At 67.1% G+C, this 19,582-nt stretch carries 10 protein-coding genes and 1 pseudogene; 3 read left to right on the forward strand and 8 right to left on the reverse strand.

Translation table 11 applies throughout. The annotated features are described in order from the left end of the window. Positions 1–118 precede the first annotated feature (118 nt). Entirely contained in the window at positions 119–637 is a 519-nt protein-coding gene (gene thpR / locus F2Q65_RS17980) for an RNA 2',3'-cyclic phosphodiesterase (RefSeq protein ID WP_150094788.1), read from the forward strand. 130 nt (positions 638–767) lie between these two features. On the opposite strand, the gene F2Q65_RS17985 is transcribed toward thpR, so the two are convergent. From F2Q65_RS17985 to F2Q65_RS19775, 6 genes and pseudogenes are all read right to left on the reverse strand, one after another. Further along, a complete protein-coding gene (locus F2Q65_RS17985; RefSeq protein ID WP_170265804.1) occupies positions 768–3,788 on the reverse strand; it encodes a diguanylate cyclase in 3,021 nt (1,006 codons plus the stop codon). A gap of 23 nt (positions 3,789–3,811) precedes the next feature. Continuing rightward, positions 3,812–8,242 carry a response regulator gene (locus F2Q65_RS17990; RefSeq protein ID WP_170265805.1) on the reverse strand — a complete coding sequence of 1,477 codons (4,431 nt, stop codon included), beginning with the start codon at positions 8,240–8,242 and terminating at the stop codon, positions 3,812–3,814. Between the two features lie 392 nt (positions 8,243–8,634). After that, positions 8,635–9,837 (reverse strand): NAD(P)/FAD-dependent oxidoreductase, encoded by a 1,203-nt coding sequence (locus tag F2Q65_RS17995; RefSeq protein WP_246156351.1) that lies wholly within the window; start codon positions 9,835–9,837, stop codon positions 8,635–8,637. A gap of 78 nt (positions 9,838–9,915) precedes the next feature. Further along, complete coding sequence (locus F2Q65_RS18000; protein WP_150094791.1) at positions 9,916–11,223, reverse strand: sigma-54-dependent transcriptional regulator; 1,308 nt, start codon at positions 11,221–11,223, stop codon at positions 9,916–9,918. 4 nt (positions 11,224–11,227) lie between these two features. Further along, entirely contained in the window at positions 11,228–12,685 is a 1,458-nt protein-coding gene (locus F2Q65_RS18005) for a sensor histidine kinase (RefSeq protein ID WP_150094792.1), read from the reverse strand. After that, positions 12,682–13,551, reverse strand: a pseudogene (locus F2Q65_RS19775) (substrate-binding domain-containing protein). The gene F2Q65_RS18005 and the pseudogene F2Q65_RS19775 overlap by 4 nt, the downstream one beginning before the upstream one ends. 219 nt (positions 13,552–13,770) lie before the next feature. Between F2Q65_RS19775 and F2Q65_RS18015 the strand changes: the two are divergent. After that, complete coding sequence (locus tag F2Q65_RS18015; RefSeq protein WP_150094793.1) at positions 13,771–14,295, forward strand: arsenate reductase (azurin) small subunit; 525 nt, start codon at positions 13,771–13,773, stop codon at positions 14,293–14,295. A gap of 28 nt (positions 14,296–14,323) precedes the next feature. Then, a complete protein-coding gene (locus F2Q65_RS18020; protein WP_150094794.1) occupies positions 14,324–16,798 on the forward strand; it encodes an arsenate reductase (azurin) large subunit in 2,475 nt (824 codons plus the stop codon). Between the two features lie 64 nt (positions 16,799–16,862). Here the strand turns inward: F2Q65_RS18020 and F2Q65_RS18025 are convergent, their stop codons facing one another. Both F2Q65_RS18025 and F2Q65_RS18030 read right to left on the reverse strand, forming a co-directional pair. Continuing rightward, positions 16,863–17,087, reverse strand: a complete 225-nt coding sequence (locus tag F2Q65_RS18025; protein ID WP_150094795.1) for a hypothetical protein — start codon at positions 17,085–17,087, stop codon at positions 16,863–16,865. A gap of 153 nt (positions 17,088–17,240) precedes the next feature. Then, a complete protein-coding gene (locus tag F2Q65_RS18030) occupies positions 17,241–18,341 on the reverse strand; it encodes a ligand-gated ion channel (protein WP_170265806.1) in 1,101 nt (366 codons plus the stop codon). Positions 18,342–19,582: the final 1,241 nt, after the last annotated feature.

The following is a 19,582-nucleotide window of genomic DNA, read 5'->3' on the forward strand; positions in this document are numbered from 1 at the left end:
GCGGATAAGCGAAGCGCATCCGCCGTTGTGGCCTGTGGCGGATGCGCTTCGCTTATCCGCCCTACCGTGCATCCGTGTAGGTTATTTCTGAATCGTGCCTAAGACATCCCCGAAGCCGATGACTGAACGCTGGTTCCTGGCGATCTGGCCGGATACCCAGACACGCTCCGCGCTTGAGCGCCAGTTGGCCGCACTGGGGCCGCTTCCGGGTCGCCCAACCCATCCGCTCGACTGGCATGTGACCCTGATCTTTCTGGGCGCACTCGAACCCGAACGACTCGCCTGTATCGACGCCGCGGCCGGCGACGCCGCGACCCGTGCCACGTCTTTTTTCATGGAACTGGATCGCATCGGCCATTTCGCGCGCTCCCAGGTGCTGTGGTGTGGTCCGGCGCGCACACCCGAGTCCCTGGCTCGGCTGGTCACCGATCTCCAGGCGCATCTGACCAGGTGCGGAATCGCGCCCGAGCGTCGGCCCTATCGGCCACATCTGACGCTGGCGCGCAAGGTTCGCACGGCGCCCGGGCTCGAACTGCACAGGCCCATCGGCTGGACGGCGCACGAGCTGGTCCTGGCGCATGGCGTCACCGGCGAGCGGCCGCGCTATCGGATTCGGCATCGCTATCCGTTGCCTTGACGGCGCGCAGGCTGACACCATGAAACACGATGCCGCGGTGTCAGCGTCCCGAACGGTTTATCCAGCAGAACGCGTCCCGGCAACGCCGCCATCGCAACAACAGCCGCCGCGACCGAGGGGCGCAGCGGGACTAGCCGCCAACCGCCGGCTCCACCCGATTTCGTCCGCCGGCCTTGGCCTGATAGAGGTTGCGGTCGGCCAGCTTCAGCAGCGTCTCGGGCGTGTCCTGGGCCGAGGGGGTTTGGGTGGCGCAGCCAAAGCTCGCAGTCAGGCGCGGGCCCTCGCCGTGGGCATCTGCGGCACGGGCGAAGCGGGTCTCGATCGCGCTGCGGATGGCCTCGGCCAGGTGTGCGGCGCCTGCGGCATCGGTCTGCGGCAGGAGCAGTACGAACTCCTCGCCGCCGTAGCGCGCAAGGAGATCCGCCGGGCGCTTGAGGTGGGCGGAGGCACACTGGGCGATGCCGCGCAGGCACTGATCGCCCACCGGATGGCCGAAGGTATCGTTGACGGCCTTGAAGTGATCGGCGTCGATCATCACCAGCGACAGCGGCGTCTGCTGGCGCCGGGCCAGGCGCCACTCCTTCTCCAGGTGCTGATCGAAGGTGCGCCGGTTGGCCACGCCCGTGAGGCTGTCGCGCTGGGCGAGCGCAGTCAGCAGGTCGCTCTTGCGCTTGAGCGCGACGTGGGTGCACACGCGTGCGCGAAGCACCGCGGCTGAATAGGGCTTGGTGACGAAGTCCACCGCGCCGGCCTCCAGTCCCGCGGCCTCCAGCACCGGGTCCTGGTTGCCGGTGACGAAGATCACCGGAATCTCCGCGCTGGCCGGGTCGGCCTTGAGCCGGCGGCAGACCTCCAGGCCGTCGATGTCTGGCAGATGGTGATCGAGCAGGATCAGCTCGGGTCCCTCCGCGGCCAGCTCCAGGGCGTCGCGGCCAGCGGTGGCGACGAGCAGGGTGTAGTCCGCATCCAGGATGCTGGCGGCCAGGCGCAGGCTGGTGGGGTCATCGTCCACCAGCAGCAGGCGCGGATGGTCCGGGGCGTCCACCGCCACGGGATGGGCAAAGTCCTGGCTGTCGGCGTCGAGATTGATCATGGCGGCATTTCCAGCCCCTGGGGCTTGGTCGTCTGGGGACGGTGCGTCTCCTGCAGTCAGCGCCGCTTGGGCAGCCGCAGATTCGCTGGCCGCAGGAAGCCAGCGCAGCAGCACCGCGGCCAGCTGCTGCGGGTCCACGGGCTTGGCGATATGGTCGTTCATGCCGGCGGCGAGCACCTTGTCGCGGTCGCTTTCGAAGGCGGCGGCGGTCATGGCAATGATGGGGATGTCGCGACCCCAGTCGGCGGCGCGGATGGCGGCGGTGGCCGTGAGGCCGTCCATCACCGGCATGTGCAGGTCCATCAGCACCAGGTCGAAGCGCCGTTGCTTGAGCTGCTCAAGGGCCTCCTGGCCGTTGTTGGCCACCGTGGGGCGCAGGCCCAGCTTGCCGAGCATCGCCAGCGCCACCGCCTGGTTGGTGAGATTGTCCTCTACCAGCAGCAGCTCAGCGTCGCGAATGGGGGCGGTGCGCCGGTAGGCGCTGGCCGCCTTGACCGGGGCGGCCGCGCCAAGGTCTGCCGTCTCCGCGGGCGACGCGGGCTCGAGCGCGAGGCAGAACCAAAAGGTGCTGCCCTCACCAGCGACAGCATCGACGCCGATCTCTCCGCCCATCAGCTCCACCAGCTGCTTGCTGATGGCGAGCCCGAGCCCCGTCCCGCCAAAACGCCGGGTGGTGGTCTCGTCGGCCTGGCTGAAGGGCTGAAACAGTCGCGCCGCCTGTTCGGGCGTGAGGCCGATGCCGGAGTCCTGGACCTCGAAGCGCAGCCGTTGCCGCTCGCCGTCGCGCCCCAGCGCCTGCACAGACAGCCTGATGCTACCGTGCTCGGTGAACTTGATGGCATTTCCGACCAGGTTATTCAGCACCTGCCCGAGTCGCAGCGGGTCGCCGCGAAAGGCCTGCGACAGGATCGGCACGGGTGCGATGCCAAGGGCGAGCCCCTTGGCGTGGGCAGAAACCGAAAACAGGTCGATGGACTGTCGCAACAGGGTCTCGGGCAGGAACGGCCGCTGCTCGAGCGCCACCGCACCGGCATCCAGCTTGGTCAGGTCGAGGATGTCGTTGAGGATGCGCAGCAGGGCATCGGCGGCCTGACGGATCTTGCGCACATAGCCGGACTGCTCGGCATCGAGGCGGGAATCGAGCAGGATGTCCAGGAAGCCGAGCACCGCGTTCATGGGCGTGCGGATCTCGTGGCTCATGTTGGCGAGGAACTGGCTCTTGTCCGCGCTGGCCGCCTCGGCCGCGCGCCGGGCCGTCTCCAGCTCGGCTGTGCGCGCCGCGACCCGCTCCTCGAGATGATCGCGGGCGACCTGCAGCTCATGGGTGCGCGCCGCCACCTGCTGCTCGAGCGTCTCCAGGTGCCGCTCCAACCGCCCCTGGGCGTCGTTGAGCGCGCCCATCAGCTGATGCAGGCGCTGGCTGAAGGGGCGGAAGATGAAGGCCAACTCCAGCGCCAGCAACAGCAGGGTCAGCAGCCAAACCGAGGTCTCGATGCGGTTGAGCCGGGCCACGGCCGCCTCGCCCTCGCGCTGGTATTGCCACACCATGCCATCGAGCGCCGTCAGCAGGGTGTTGGGGCCGACCTCGAGGAGGTGCTGCAGTGCGGGATGGTCTGCGCTGAGCTGGGCGTCCGGTAGCCGCAGCAGGATGCGCGCCGCATCCAGATAGGCCCGGACTTGGCGATCCAGCGGTGCATCGCCATCGAAATAGAGGGCGCGCACGGTCTCGGACATGCTGTCCGGCAGGTTCATCTCGGCGTCGCCCTGAATCAAGCCGAGATGAGAGCGCTGCATCAGGTCGACGGTCTGCTGCAGGCGCTCGCGCAAGTCGGCGCGCTCGTCCGGTGCGGCCTTGACCAGCTGCAGCGCGAGCAGGGCCATGCGCTGGCTGAGCATGCGCTGGCGGCCGCTGACGTTGACCACGGCGGCAGTGGTCTCCTGGGCCGAGATGACCAGATGCAGGCTCATCCAGGCGGCGGTGGCCAGGCAGGCGATCAGGGCCAGGGCGCTGATGTAACGCAGCGTCAGCGCCCGCGATAGCCGCCGTTGCGCGTTCATCGGTTGATGCGCAGCGGGCGCACTCATCGCTCGAGCGTCCGTTGGATCTCGCCAAGCGTGGCAAGCGCCGCCTTGAAGTCGAAGGCCTGGATCTGCGCGCAGAGCTGTTCGAGCTCGGCGGCGGCGTGCTCGCCCAGATGACTGCGCAGGCGTTCGAGCAGCGCATCGCGCACCAGGCGGTGGCCGCTCAGCAGTGGCTCCAGCTCGGCCAGATCGGCGCGGGCGGCGGCGAGATCGCAGGCCGTGTCGGCCGCGGCGTCGAACGGGGCCGGCGCTGGCAGGTAGGCCTGCAGGGCGGCGCGAGCGGCCTCGAGCGCGGCCAGGCAGTCGGCGAGCCGCGTCTCAACCTGCGCCGGCTCGGCCGCCTCCTTCAGCGCCGCCTCCAGTGCCGCGGCCGCCGCCTGCACCTGCGTCGCCCCGACATTGGCCGCCGCGCCCTTGAGGGTGTGGGCCAGGCGCACGGCGGTCTTGGTGTCGGCCTCGGCACGGGCGGCGGCAAGGGTGGCGGGCCAGTCCTGGAATTCGCGCAGGAAGGAGTCCAGGATCACCTGCAACAGCCCTTCGTCGTCGTCCAGCCGCTGCCGGGTTGTCTGCAGGTCGAAGCCGTCGAGCTGTATTTTTGCGGCCTGCGTCTCGCCTGCAGCGGCTTCCGGCGCGGTTGCCGATGGCGTGACCGGCTCTGGCTCTGGGACCGGTTCTGATCCAGGCGCAGCCGCAGAGGCCTCGGCGCGCACCGGCAGCCAGCGCAGCAGGGCGCTGACGAGCTGCTGCAGGTCGATGGGCTTGCTCACATAGTCGTTCATGCCCGCCGCGCGCGCCCGCGCGCAGTCTTCGGGGAAGGCCGCGGCGGTCATGGCGATGATCGGCAGGTCCTGCGCCCAGCCGGCGCCCCTATCGGTGCCCCAATCGGCGGCGCGGATGGCGGCGGTGGCCTCGAAGCCGTCCATCACCGGCATCTGCAGGTCCATCAGCACCAGATCGACGCGCCGTTGCTTGAGCTGCTCTAGGGCCTCCTGGCCGTTGTTGGCGACGCTCACCTGCAGGCCCAGCTTGCGCAGCACCGCCAGCGCCACCTCCTGGTTGGTCAGATTGTCTTCCACCAGCAGCAACTCGGCGCCGCGGATGCGCCGGGCGCGCGTGTAGGGGTCGAGGGTGCCGACCTCGGCGGTGGGCCGGCGCACGTAGCCGTGCTGCTGCAGGTCGGCGATGGCCTCGTACAGCAGCGACTGGCTGAGCGGCTTGCTCAGCACCAGATCCGGCTGCAGCGGCCCGCGGGCGGCGGCCTTCTGCAGCGCCTGACGCTCGAAGGCGGTGACCATGAGCACGATGGGGATGCGCCTGAGCCGGTCCTCGGCAAGGGCGCCCTGGAGCTGCTCCAGCAGCCAGAGTCCGTCGTGGCGCGGCATCTTCCAGTCCAGGATCAGCAGTGAGACCGGCTCGGCGTCCTCGGCGGCAGCGAGCAGCCGGGCCAGGCCGCTGTCGGCGTCGGCGGCGGTGTCGACGCGAAAGCCCCAGGTGCTCAGATAGCGGCCGAGGACCTCGCGCACGCTGGCCTGGTCGTCGACCACCAGCACGCGCCCGGGCCTGAGGTCGCCGCTGCGCGCCTCTGCGGCAGTCCCATCGCGCATGAGCGGCAGCTCGAGCCAGAAGGTACTGCCCGCGCCCTCGGTGGACTCGACGCCGATCACCCCGCCCATGATCTCCACCAGGCGCTTGCTGATGGTGAGCCCGAGCCCGCTACCACCGAAACGGCGGGTGATGGAGGCATCGGCCTGGGTGAAGGGCTGGAACAGCCCCGCGGCCTGCTCCGGCGTGAGGCCGATGCCGCGGTCGCGGACCTCGATGCGCAGCCACCGGCAGTCGGTCAGTTCGCTCTGCTCGGACGACTCGGCGTGTTTCGTCTTTTCAGCGGGCGCGACTGGCGCAGCCGCTGCGCGCACGACGATCTCGACACTGCCGCGGTCGCTGAACTTGATGGCATTGCCCACCAAGTTGTTCAGGATCTGGCTCAGGCGCAGGGCATCGCCGCGATAGCCCCCGGCGAGCGCGGGCGGGGCGTCGATGACAAGCTCCAGGTCCTTCTCGGCAGCGGCCAGCGCGAACAGCTCGGCGACCTGCTGCAGCACCCGATCGAGCCGGAACGGCGCCGACTCGAGCTCGACCTTGCCGGCATCGAGCTTGGAGAAGTCGAGGATGTCGTTCAAGATGCGCAGCAGCGCCTGGGCCGAACCCTTGACCTTGCGCACCAGGCCGCGCTGCTCGGCATCGAGGCGGGTGTCGAGCAGGATGTCGAGAAAGCCCAGCACGGCGTTCATGGGCGTACGCACCTCGTGGCTCATGTTGGCAACGAAGGCGCCCTTGGCGGCGTCGGCGGCCTCGGCCTTGGCCTTGGCTGCGCGCAGGCCCTGCTCCTGCTCGCGCTGGCGGGTGATGTCGGTGGTGGTGCCGATCATGCGCAGCGCCCGGCCGTTGGCGTCGCGGCTGACGACCTCGCCGATGCCGTGGTGCCAACGCACCGCGCCGGGCTTGGTCAGGACCCGGTAGTCGAGCTCGAAACCGGCGCTTGGGCCTTGCATGAAGCGCTCGGTGGCCTGGTCGAGCCGCGGAAGATCATCCGGGTGCAGGTGGGTGCGCCAGCGGGCATAGCTGGGCTCGACCTCGCCGACGGCATAGCCGAGCTGCCAGTACCAAGAGTCGCTGACCACCTGCTCGCCGGTGGTGAAGTCGACGTCCCAGAGTGCGGCCTTGGTGGCCTCGATGGCCAGACGATAGCGTGTCTCGGAAAGGGCCGTCTGCGCCAGGGTCCGCTCCAGCTCGGCGCGGGCAGCGGTCAGCTCGGCGGTGCGCGTCTCCACCCGCTGCTCCAGCTCGGTATTGAGGGCGCGAACCTCCTCCTCCAGGGCGCGACGCTCGCTGATGTCGACGAGAATGCAGTGGGTGCGCAGGAAGCGCCCCTGCGCGTCGCGATGGATGCGCCCGGCGAAGATCACCGTGATGGCAGTCCCGTCGCGACGGCGCAGCGTGACCTCGCCGTTGGCGCTGAGGCTCGCCTTGAAGCACGCGAAATTGCCGTCGAACTGGTCACGGATGGAGGGGTCCCAGTAGTCGACGAAGCTCAGGCCGAGCATCTGCTGCGGGGAGTCGAAGCCGAGCAGGTCGGCCATCTTCTGGTTGGCGTCGAGCCAGCGGCCCTCGCTGTCGACGGATTGATAGGCGATGGGTAGATGCTCGAAGAGTTCGCGGAAGCGCCGCTCGCTCTCCTGGAGATTCAGCTCGGCCTGCTTGCGGGTGGTGATGTCGCGGGTGATCCCGCGCAAACGCTCGGGCTTGCCCGCGGCGTCGCGGTAGACGCGCCCGACGGCGCTGATCCAGTGCTCCGCGCCGTCGGCTCCAAGGATGCGGTATTCGGTGTTGTAGTCCTCGCCTGACTCGGCGCAGTGGCGGATCAGCGCCTCGACGCGCGCACGGTCGTCCGGATGCAGCACGCGATGGAAGTGCTTGATACTGGGCGCCTGACCTGCGGGCAGAGCCAGGTGCTGCTTGCACAGGTCCGACCAAACCGGCGCGTCGCTGACAAGGTCCCAGTCCCAGATGCCGATGCCGGCGCCGTCGACGGTCAACTGCAGCCGCTCCTCGCTCATGCGCAGCTCAACCTCGGTCTCCTTGCGCTCGGTGATGTCGATGAGCAGGGCAAGAAAACCCATGGGCGCGCCGTCGGCGTCGTGCAACAGGCTGATGACATGGTTGACATGGCGGAGGCGGCCGTCGGGGTGGGGATAGGTCTTGTCTATCATCACCTGCCGCCCGTCAGCACGCAGCTGCTCGAGCTGGACCTGCTCCCGCTGCCAGTCTTCGTCAAGGCTGAACTCTGCGACCCTGCGTCCGAGCAGCGCCTCCCGCGGCTTGCCAACGATGGCACAGAAGCGATCGTTGACGCGTGTCAGACGGAACTCGAGATCCATTTCGGCTACCCCGGTCAGTCCCTGTTCGAGCCAGGCCCCCAGGCGCTGCTCGTTCTCGCGCCGGGCAGCCGTCTCCGCCTGCAGGCGCTCGCGTTGCTCGCGGCGATGCCCCGCCAACTCCAGCTGCAGCGAGACGCGCGCAAGCAGCACTGCCGGGTTGACCGGCTTGTGAATGAAGTCCATGGCGCCCGCGGCCAGGGCACGGGTCTCGCTCTCGGCATCGGTCTTGGCGGTGATGAAGATCACCGGGATGGCCTCTGTGGCCGGGTCGTCCTTGAGCGCCGCGCAGACCTGGTAGCCGTCCATCTCCGGCATCATCACGTCAAGCAGGATCAGGTCCGGCGGCGCGTGCCTGGCGATCAGGTCCAAGGCCTGGCGACCGGAGGTGGCACAGCTTACGTCGTAGTGACGCTTCAGGAGACCAAGCAGGAGCTCGATGTTGCTCGGCGCATCATCGACGATGAGGATGCGTGCAGACTCAATGGCTGTCATGGCGCAGGTAAGGATCTGTTTCTGAGAGGAGTCCGTCAGCACCCCAGTCCGGCGTAAGCGGTCTTGGATTGGCTGCGCTAGCAGCAACATCGCAGCGTCGGTTGGGTCGGCCCTGCAAGAACCCGTCCCAAGCCGGCATAGCCGTCCAATCATACACCCTATCCGCATCAGCCGGTCAGCACCGCGGCGTTCACCCGCTATCAGGGCACCGTGCCGGTGCAAAATGGCACTCTGATGGCGTTCCGGGACGATGAGGGGTAGGTCTGCGTCCCTGGTACCCCCTCAGGTGCGATCACTCCGGCCCTGGGGTGGCTGTTGCTGACGTTGACCAGACAGGATGCGCCAGATGAGACTGGCCGAAGCCATGCTGGTGCGCCCTACCCGCTGCACGCTCAGCCCCCGATGATGTCGCGCGCGATGGCCTCGCCGCTGCGCCAGGCGGCTTCGACCCGCGCCTCGAGACACCAGTCGCCGCCGGCGTACAGCGTGCCACTGGGGTCGCGGACGAAGGGACGCCCGAGCGGCACGGCGACCCGCGCGTAGCGCCAGCGATGCGCGGCGGCATAGCGGACGGCATCCGTCGTCGTGCCGAGACGCTCGCACAGCAGGGGAAGCATCCGCGCAACGATGACCTCAGGATCGAGTGCCAGATGCGCGGCACTCCAGGCCGGGCTGGCCTGTGCGATCCAGCAGACCGGCGCGGGTCGCCCGGGCTTACTGCTGTCTTGTGCGATCCAGGCCAGCGGGGCCTCGGCATCGGCCTGGCTGATGAAGGGGCGCGGGGTGTCGGGATCGAAGGCGGCCATCAGGGTTAGGCACGGGTCGAGCCGCACATGGGCGACCGCCTTGGTCAACGGCTGGGCGGGTTCGAGCAGATCCACGAGCTGAGGCGCGGGGATGGTGACCACGACCCGCTCGAACAGCGCCGTGCCCTCGGCGAGGTGCAGCGCCCAGCCCTGCGCCGTTGCGTGCAGCGCCCGGACCTCAACCCCCTGGCGGATGGCGATGCCACGTCCCAGATAGGACGCGAGCCCGGTCATGCCCGGCGTGCCCACGAGATGCGGGCGCGTTCCTCCGTCGGCCCAGCGCGCGAGCGCCCCGGCACGCTCGGCCTGCTCCAGCAAGGTCTGAAAGCCGGGGGAGGCGGCGGTGATGTATTGGGCGCCGTGATCGAACTGCCAGCCCTCTGCGGTTCGGCGCGTCGCCAGGCGCCCGCCGATGCCGCGGCCCTTGTCGAACACCACCGGCGCGTATCCCGCATCGGTCAGCGCCCGTGCGCAGGCGAGCCCGGTCATGCCGGCACCGATGATGGCGATCTGCGGTGTCTTCATCGTCTCGTTTCCTTTCGTTTCCGACCTGTCGATCCAGGGCCTCAGTTTACAGCGTGGCGTCGCGGGGGCTGGGGAGAGGTTCGCATGCAGGGTATGGGGCCGATGCGACGCATCCTCGGTGTCGGCACGCTCACGCCACTTGCGCACTGTGAGCGTGCTCAAGTTGTAGCGCTCGGCCAACAGGCGGGTGGGCTCTGTCGAGGCCTGCGGCTTACGGCGGATCGCCGGTGTGGTACGGGCGTTCTTGTGCAGGTTCACTTGCATCGGCGCGCAGCTCCTCGGTGCAACGCGGGATGATTGAGGCAGGGCGAGATCGGCGCCGCGCTGGGCCGGCTCCCCAACTTAGCGACGGATGCCGTAGCGCCTCATCTTCTGCCACAGCGTCTTGCGACTGATACCCAGCGCCGCGGCGGCGGCGGTAATGACACCCGCATGCTCGGCGAGCGCGGCCTGGATTGCGGCCCGCTCGCCGGCGTGAGCATGGGCCTTCAGCGAGGTCTCGTCACGGGCCTGGTGGTCGGGTAACTTCAGCGTGAGCCGATCTTCGTCACCCAGGATGCAGGCCCGCTCCAGTACGTGGCGGAGCTCGCGCACATTGCCCGGCCAGTGATAACGCAGCAGGCACTGCCGCTGGTCCTCCCGAAGCACCCGACGCTCGTCAGGGAAACGACGGGCATGGGCATCGAGGAAGCGCGCGGCGAGCCAGAGGATGTCTTCCGGACGCTCGCGCAGCGGCGGTAGCTGAAGCTCCAGCACCTTGATCCGATAGTACAGATCCTCGCGGAAGCGGCCAGCCCGGACCAAGGCGTCCAGGGCCTGATGCGTGGCACAGACCAGCCTGGCAGGGACCGACAGCGCGCGCGTGCCGCCGATGCGCGTCACGCGCCGCTCCTGCGCTACACGTAGCAGCCGCGCCTGAAGCGCCAGCGGCATGTCGCCGATTTCGTCGAGAAACAGAATGCCCTGCCCTGCCTGCTCGAACACGCCTGCACGCTGCCTGATCGCACCGGTAAAGGCGCCCTTCTCGTGACCGAACAGTTCGGACTCGATCAACCCCTCTGGTAGCGCTGCGCAGTTGACCGCGACGAAGGGTGCGGCGGGGCACTGCAAAGCGTGCAGCCGCCTGGCGACGATCTCCTTGCCGGTGCCCGACTCGCCGCTGATGAGCACGGGCGTGTCCGCGTGGCGGGCGAGGCGCAGCAACTCGCGATCAATGCGCTGCATCGCCGGCGACACGCCGAGCCGGGTGTCCTCGTCGTTCCCGGCGGCGCCTAGTCGAGGTGTGATCGGCGCACCGACCAGCTGGCGCAGCTTGTCAATCAGCGCGCCTGGGCTGAGGGGCTTGGTCAGATAATCGGCGGCGCCGAGCTTGAGCAGTCGCACCGCGTCTTCGATGGTGCCGTAGCCGGTGATGAAGAGACACGGCGGCGGCTCCGCGATCTCGGCACGCAGGCCTTCGAAGACCTCGATGCCGGTGATGTCAGGCAGATTGACATCGATGATGGCCAGGTCGACGCCGCCGGCGAGCAGCGCCGCGAGGCCAGCCCGACCACCGCGTCGCCAGTCCACCAAGTAACCCTCCAGCTCAAGCCGCTGTATCAGCGCCTCGCCCATGATGGCGTCGTCCTCGATCAGACAGACTCTATGCATCGGCTCACTCCCGTCGCAACGGCAGTCGGACCCCAACCCGGGTCAAGGGCCCGTCGGCCTCCAGCGTGATGTGTCCGCCGAGCTGGGAGGCGATCTGGTAGCACATCCAGAGCCCCAAGCCACCAGACCGGCCCGGACGCGGCATCGGGTAGGGCTCGAAGGCGTGGTGCAGCTGTTCCGCCGGCAGCGGTCGGCCGCGATTTTCGATGTCGAGCCTGAGCTCGCCGTCAGCGGCGGCGACGCGCACCTGCACCGCCCCGTCGCGCCCGGCCGCCGCCACCGCGTTCAGCACCAGGTTCAACAGCAGTTGCCTCACGGGGGCCGCTGGCAGCCCGGTGGCAGCGGGAGAATCCCCAGTCCAAGCGGTGTGCCAACCGAGGGACGTGCCGTCGCGGGTCAGCCGCGGCTTCACCAGGGTACGGACGTCGTCAATGTCTGCTGGCGTCAGGGTGCGGCCGTCGGGGCGTGCCTCTACCAGCAGCGCCGAGACCGTTGCCTGAATCTGTTGCAGGGCGCGGTCCAGCAGGTCCAGCAAACGCGCGGTCTCGGGGTCGGTGGCGCCAGGACGGGTGCGGTAGGTGTCGATGGCCATAATCATGCCGCCCAGGGGGTTGTTGATCTCGTGGGCGACACCGGCCGCGACGCGGCCCACCGCGGCGAGGCGCTCGGTGGCCAGCATGCGCTCCTCCAGCGCCGCCTTCTCCGCCAGAGCGTCGAGCATCTCGGTGAATCGCCGGCCAAGCTGGCCGATCTCGTCGCTGCCGTCGAGCCTCGGGCAATGCAGCGCCCTCGGATCGTCGCGACCGACCCGCGCGATGCAGTCAGCGAGTCGGGTCAACGGCGCCACCAGGCGCAGGCCCCACAGCCAACCGAGCGGCAGCACCAGCGCCAGCGCAGCAACAGTGACGGCGAGGCCGCCACGCAGGATTTCGCGGAAGCGCACAAGGTAGGGCGTATTCGAGAGCAACGCCACCAGCTCGCCGACCTGGGTGCCGTCGCTGGTCAAGGGAATGCGCAGCAACCGGCTCGCGGAATCGCCACCGGGCAGGAATTGCGATCCCGACACAGCCGCCGGCGGTGTCCCTGTAGTGGCGCCGGCCTCGAGCCAGGGCAGCGCAGCATCTACCCGCGTATCCAACCGGTAGCGTCGCGGCAGATTGCTCGCGAAGATGCGCCCTGACACGTCCACCAGAACCCAGACGATCTCGGCATCCGGACCATCCGGTCCCTCCAGCCCGCGCAACAGCGAGTACGCGAGCCAGACGTCATCGTGGCGCAGGGCCTCCACCAGTACCGCGGACATGGCATGCGCCAGCCGCCGGGCGTTGCGGGCCTGGTCCTCACCCAGGTTATGCAGGGTCTGCAACCCAAGGGCCAGGGCCATCAGCACCGCGGTCAGCACGGCGACGCTGCTGAGCCCGAGCGGCAGGCGCACGCGATAACTGGCGAGCGCACCGATCATGCGCCGGTGCCACGGCCGACGCGCGCCATCATCGCCGCAATCTCAGCATAGAGTGCCGGCCCTTCCACCGAGAAGCCGTCCAGGTTCAGTGCGCGCAGCAAAGCCAGGCCCACTGCGTCATCGGGCTGCGCGACCAGGGCCTCGCGCAGCCGCTCGCGCAGCGGAGTGGCGAGCGCTGGTCCGGCAACGATGGGCGGAAAGCCGAACAAGGGCGAGCGGTGCACGACGCGCAACCGGTTCGCAAGCACCGGCTGGTGCTGTACTAGGGTCTCGCGCACATAGGCGTCCACGGCGGCACCGTCGGCCAGGCCCTCGCTGACGGCCTGCACGCTGCGCGTGTGGCCCCAAGTGAAGAAGGTGCGGCCGAAGTACCGCTCTGGATCGGCCCCGGCTTGTAAGAGCGCGTAGCGGGGATACAGCCAGCCGGAGTTTGAGTCGGGATCGGCCCAGGCGAACAGCCCGTCCTGCAGGTCGGCGAGCTGGGTAAAGCCGCTGTCCGCGGCGACGATGACCTACGAGCGATACAGTGGCTCGCCGTGCCAGCGCGGCACCGCCAGGAGTTCCAACCCATCCTGATGCTGCACATAGGTGTAACCGCAGATCCAGGCGAAATCCAGCCGCCCGCGCAGCAGCAGATCGACGATCTCGCGATAGCGCGCCCGCTGCACCATCGCCACGGGCCGCCCGACCCGGGCGCCAATCCAGTCCGCCCAGCGCACGAGCACGCCCACCTGCTCGTCGAGGACCACTGGCGTGACGCCGAAACTGAGCGGTGCCTCTGTCTGCGCGTGCGTCGGCGCTGTCAGGGCAAGACTGCCGAGGGCGAGCAACTTGCTGCCGAAGGCGCGGCGAGCGCGGTCGATCATCAGGCTCCAGTCTCCGAGGGTGGCGTTTCTCTTTTGTAACACATGCTTGGTCGCGCTGTTACGCAAAGGTAACGTGCCCGCCCTAAATCATTGACTGATCTCCTTGCGGCTTTGGGCATGGCGTTTGCTTTCGGCAAGAGAACGCGCCCGCCGGGCGCTGCGTGGCCCGCTGCAAGCCACCAGAACAACCACCAACGATACTGGAGGAGACCCGATCCCATGACCGATCTCGCACGACGTCGTTTTCTGAAGACCGGCGGTGCCGCCGCTGCCGGTGCCGGCCTGCTGGGCGCCGGCCTCGGCAGCGGGACCGCCGCCGAGCTCAGCCCGAGCAATCCCGGCGCCACGACGTTGCCCTATCCGCGCAACGGCATCGCCAAGGTCGCGGAACTGAAGGTCAACGAGCCGAAGGGGTTCAACTACCCGGACGAGGACTCCTTCTGCCAGGTCCTAAAGACCGGGCGGCAGGTACCGGGCGGGGTGGGACCCGATGGCGACATCGTCGCCTTCAGCACCCAATGCACACACATGGGCTGCCCGCTCAGCTACGACAAGAACGCGCGTACCTTCAAGTGCGGCTGCCATTTCAGCATCTTCGACCCAGAGATGGCCGGACAAATGGTGGACGGCCAGGCCACCGAAAACCTGCCACGCATCCTGCTCGAGCACGACGCAGCCGACGGCACCTTGTACGCCGTCGCCGTCGAGGGCCTGATTTACGGCCGCCAGTGCAACCTGCTGTGAACGCCCACGCCAACGGAGACCGAGCGCGATGAATCAATTCCAAGACCGTATCCCGTTGCCGCCGACCGACGCAGAGCGCAGCAACATGGCCTGCCACTTCTGCATCGTCGGCTGCGGCTACCACGTATACAAATGGCCGGAGCGCCACGAGGGTGGACGCGCCCCTGACGAGAACGCACTGGGCCTGGATTTTCGCAAGCAGATCGGGCCCCAGCAACTGATCATGACGCCGCCGATGCACAACGTCATCGCCGACCGCGACGGGCGACGCTGGAACATCATGATCCTGCCGGACAAGGCTTGCACCGTGAACAAGGGGCTGTCATCGACCCGTGGCGGGCAGCTCGCGAGCGTGATGTATACCGGCCGCGGCACCTCGCGCCAGCGGCTGGCCTATCCGCTGCTCTTCACCGGCGATGACTGGGTGGAGACCAACTGGGACACCGCACTCGCGGTCTATGCCGGCGTGACCAAGCGCCTGCTCGACGAGCACGGCCCCGAGGCACTGGCATTCAATGCCTTCGACCACGGCGGCGCCGGAGGCGGCTTCGAGAACACCTGGGGCAGCGGCAAACTGATGTTTAGCGCCCTGCAGACGCCGTTGGTCCGAATCCACAACCGCCCCGCCTATAACTCCGAGTGCCATGCCACCCGCGACATGGGCATCGGTGAGCTGAACAACAGCTACGAGGACTCGGAGCTGGCCGATACCCTGTTCTACATCGGTGCCAACGGCTACGAGACCCAGACCAACTATTTTCTCGCCCACGCGATGCCGAACATGCGTGGCGAGACCATCGCCAAGAAGAAACAGTGGTTTCCGGGCGAGACCGCCGAGAAGGCCAAGGTCATCTTCGTCGACCCGCGCCGCAGTCTCACGGTGTCGATCGCCGAGCATGTCGCCGGCAAGGAGAACGTGCTGCACTTGGCGATTGCCCCGGGTACCGATACGGCCCTGTTTAACGGCCTGCTGACCTATGTCGTTGACCAGGACTGGCATCATGAGCGATTCATCCGCGAGCACACCACCGGCTTCGAGGAGGCGCTCGAGGCAAACCGACTGAGCCTCGCCGAGTGCAGCCGCATCACCGGCGTCCCGGAGGCCGACATCGTCAAGGCCGCGGAATGGGCCTACAAGCCCAAGACGTCCGGTCATTATCCGCGCACCATGCACGGCTACGAGAAGGGCATCATCTGGGGGAACGACAACTACCGAATTCAATCGGCCCTGGTGGACCTGGTGCTGGCCACCGAGAACGTCGGCCGTCGCGGTACCGGCGTCGTGCGCATGGGCGGCCACCAGGAAGGCTACGCACGCCCCCCCTATCCGGGCAGTCGGCCAGCGATCTACGTGGATGATGAGATCATCAAGGGTAACGGACGGATGCTCACCGTCTGGGCCTGCAATGCCTTCCAGACCACGTTGAACTCGGAGCAATACCGTGAGGCGGTGTATCGGCGCTCCAACATCGTTCGCGAAACCATCGCCCAGGCGCGCGGCGCGACCGCCGAGGAACTGGTCGATCTGATCTACGACGCGGTCGAGAACCGCGGCGGGCTCTTCGTCGTCAACATCGATCTGTACAAGACCAAGTTCTCGGACGCTGCCCACCTGTTGCTGCCGGCAGCGCACCCCGGCGAGATGAATCTGACCTCGATGAACGGTGAGCGGCGCATGCGTCTCTCGGAGCGCTTCATGGATCCCCCGGGCGAAGCGAAGCCGGATTGCCTGATCGCCTCTGACATCGCCAACACCCTGAAGGGGCTGTATCAGGCCGAAGGCAATTCCGAGATGGCCGAGCGCTTCGCCGGCTTCGACTGGAAGACCGAGGAAGACGCCTTCAACGACGGCTTCCGCAGCCCCGACGGTATCGATAGCCAGGGCGGCAGCACCGGTGATCTCGCCACCTATGACCGGCTGCGGGCCATGGGCAACAACGGCGTGCAGCTGCCCATCAAGGAGTTCGCGGACGGCCAGCTCGTCGGCACCGAGATGCTCTACACCGACTACCGTTTCGACACCGAGGATGGCAAGGCCCGCTTCCAGCCCGCACCCTGGAACGGATTGCCGCAGACGGTGGAGTCGCAACGCGCCAAACACCGCTTTTGGGTCAACAACGGTCGCACCAACCACATCTGGCAGACCGCGTACCACGACCGTTACCTCGCCTTCCGGCGCGACCGCTTCCCGATGTCGCCGTTAGAGATGAACCCGGACGACGCCAAGGACCTGGGCATCGAGGCCGGCGACATCGTCGAGCTGCACAACGACTACGGCTCAGCCTTTGCGATGGCCTACCCGGAGCCGGACATCCGGCCGGGGCAGGTGTTCATGATGTTCGGCTACGACAACGGCGTGGTCGGCGACGTGGTCACACCCTGGACCGACCGAAACCTGATCCCTTACTACAAGGGCACCTGGGCGGACATGCGCAAGGTCGGCAGCATGCGCGACTACAAGCGCACGGTGTCGTTCAAGCGGCGGCGGTTCGATCTGGCCTGACCACCGCGCACCCACCTGGCCGCAGGGAGGCGGCCCCGCCGGTGAGGTCAGTGGCGCACGCAATCTAGACGATGCAGCTGCTCGCGATTCGCATACTGACCTCAGCCTTGATCCGGCGGCAGGGTTTGAGGGTCACGGCCCGGGTGTTGGCGACGATCTCCTCCACCGTGCCCGGCGCCGCCTCCTGGATCCTGACCTCGATGGGCGCCGGCTCGCGCGGGTACCACCAGGCCCCGAGGCCGAGGGTGAAGAGGGAAAAAAGGACCAGGATGCGGCTACGCGGCATCATCGGAATATCCCGGACCTCGGGTTAGCCTGAAAGTCACTGCAAGAACTTTCATTTACAGGGGCGTGGCGGGCGGCATCAGGAAAGTGAGGTGAGCGAGGCATGGCTGACCCACGGGCATGGTCGATGCGGCGATCCGAGCATCCGCCAAGCCGCTCAGTAGAAGCTGAATGCGCTGACGACCATGACGCCCATCAGACCCAGGTAGGCCAGGGGAAATGCCCAGCGGCAGATATGATCGATGCGCAGGGCCAGCGCGGGCTCTCCCTTTTGTTCGAGGGCACCGACCATCAGATTGAACACCACGGTGATGGTCATGATGATCAAGCTGAGGTTCAGGAAGCCGTGGATCAGGGTCGCGTAGCCGATGCGGGGCATATTGTCACCGGTCACCATCAGGTAGGCCACGGCAGTGAGGATGCCGATAAAGGAGACGCTGACCCGATCCCCCAGCGATGACCGATCCATCCAGAATACCGTGAAGGAGAGCAGCACGATCACGAAGAGCGGGAAAACGACGAGACGCATCATGTAAAACGGCTGGCGCTTCATGTCGATGGTGACGATGTAGGTCGAGGCCAGGCCGCCCTGACCCGCGTAGGGGGCCGTCCACTCCTCGGTCGAGTCGCTGATGCCCTGGAGGTTCCATTGGGGTATCCGGACCCGACTGTCGGGTGCGGGCGCCCGTCCGGTGTCCGCGACCAGTTGCACCTCGTCCTTGTCGTAGCCCAGCACCTGGAAGGCGGCTTTCAAGTGCTGGTGGTCGAAGGGAAAGCGCCGCATATCCAGTTTGGATTCCGCGCGGGCGTTCAAGGTCTCGGTCAGGATCGAGGTGCCGTCCGGTCGAACGCGCAGGATGACGGCGCTCTTCTCTAAGAGGCCCGATTCGTTAACGAGCACCAGTTGGGGGTACCAGCCCGGTGAAATCTCGTCGAACTGGAAATTGCCCGTGTAAATCTTTTCCTTCACGCCCTCCACCGCGGGATCGAAGGCCTGGCGGGGGTCCTGCCAACTCAGGGTCAATACCCCGGAAAATTCGAAGTTCTCCGCGCTGTCGTCAATCTCGTTGATCTGGTTGATGTCCAGCCGGGCACGCACGACCAAAGGTCCGGCAGGCTTGGGTGGCGCCAGAGCGAAAGGGTAAGTTGCCTCTGACGCGCTGGCTTCGCCCGGGGCGCCCGGGTACTGGGTCGCGGCACCAGGTTCTGAATCCGCGGTCGCCTTGCCCATGCCCCAGGCCAGGACCGCGAGGAACATCAGGACGCCTGCCATTAATCGAGCGTAACCAGGGTGGGTTTGGGGGCGGCACTTTCTGGTCATCAATTCCATATTTTAACCCGTAGCGGTTCGGTTATTGGTCGTGATCAGCAGTTGGCCCACTGTCAGGTATTTGGGTTAGGTGATCCAGAAACTGAATGGAAGGATGGAGGACCGGTCCGGTGTACCACTGGGAAGTGCAACCAACCCGAAGGAAACGCCAATGTCCATGACGTCTGCCGTAGCGTAGTGGAGTTGGACGCTTCCGGCCAGTGTCTGTCTTCTGGCTGTCTTCTGGCCACGGATAGGGTATCCAACCCACCCACAGCGCCTAGGCTCGCCCGAGAGAAGGGGGTAGCTGGAGTGGGATTCGCCGCCAACACCCAACTGCGGGGCTGCCGGACGTCGCGCGGTGCGGGCGCGTACGTTCCGGGGGCTGGGGCGAATCGGCCCCACCCGCCTCATCATCGCTGCCCGCCGCCAACCGAACCGTCGCGCTGGCCTCGACGGTGAGGATGACCTGAGGATAGACGGTGACGTCGCCGCTGACGAACTGCTCGACGGTATTGTGCCAGACGGTATCCTCGAGGATCGACCCCGAGTGCCCGAGAATGTCCGCCGCTGCACAGACATTGAACGCCAGGGCGCCCAGCGCCGCGATCACCTGCCACAACCGCCCCTAGACCACCGCATCCCACTTGCCCCCGGAAGCCGAAACGAAGCCTGGTGTCAGCCGCTCGGATGCCCGTCCTGGATGCTCGGGCGAGCCCAGCCACCCGCATTCGAATCAGCGGCCGTGTGTCTTCAGATTGATGACATCTTGCATTTGCTTGCCATCGGTTTTAGCTCGGCAGTACTCGGATTTCAACTGAGCAAAGCGTTCGGGTATTGCACGACAGCTGGCGTGAGGACACAACTCAAACAACTGTTTTCAGAAAGAGTCAGTTTTAGTCAGGTTTCGGGTTTAGATTTTTCCGCTCAAACAGGGAAACCGGCCCCTCCCGATCCTGACCCGCATGTCGCTAGGCCTACGGCCCGCAGCGCGTGTATTTCATCCGTCTCGGGGTCGTCGTGGAGAGTCCGGACGGTGGTCGCCTCTGAATCGGCGGGATTGGGCGGACAGCCTCGGTCAGCGGCCTGCGTGGGCATGCAAGGCGCGCCTAGCCCGCAAATCTCACCAAGGGATTGAAGGAGGGCGGCTCTATCTGGCATAAGGGTTGTGCGATCAACGACTTGTGCCG

It is taken from the genome of Thiohalocapsa marina, assembly GCF_008632335.1.
In the GTDB taxonomy this organism is placed as follows: Bacteria; Pseudomonadota; Gammaproteobacteria; order Chromatiales; family Chromatiaceae; genus Thiohalocapsa; species Thiohalocapsa marina.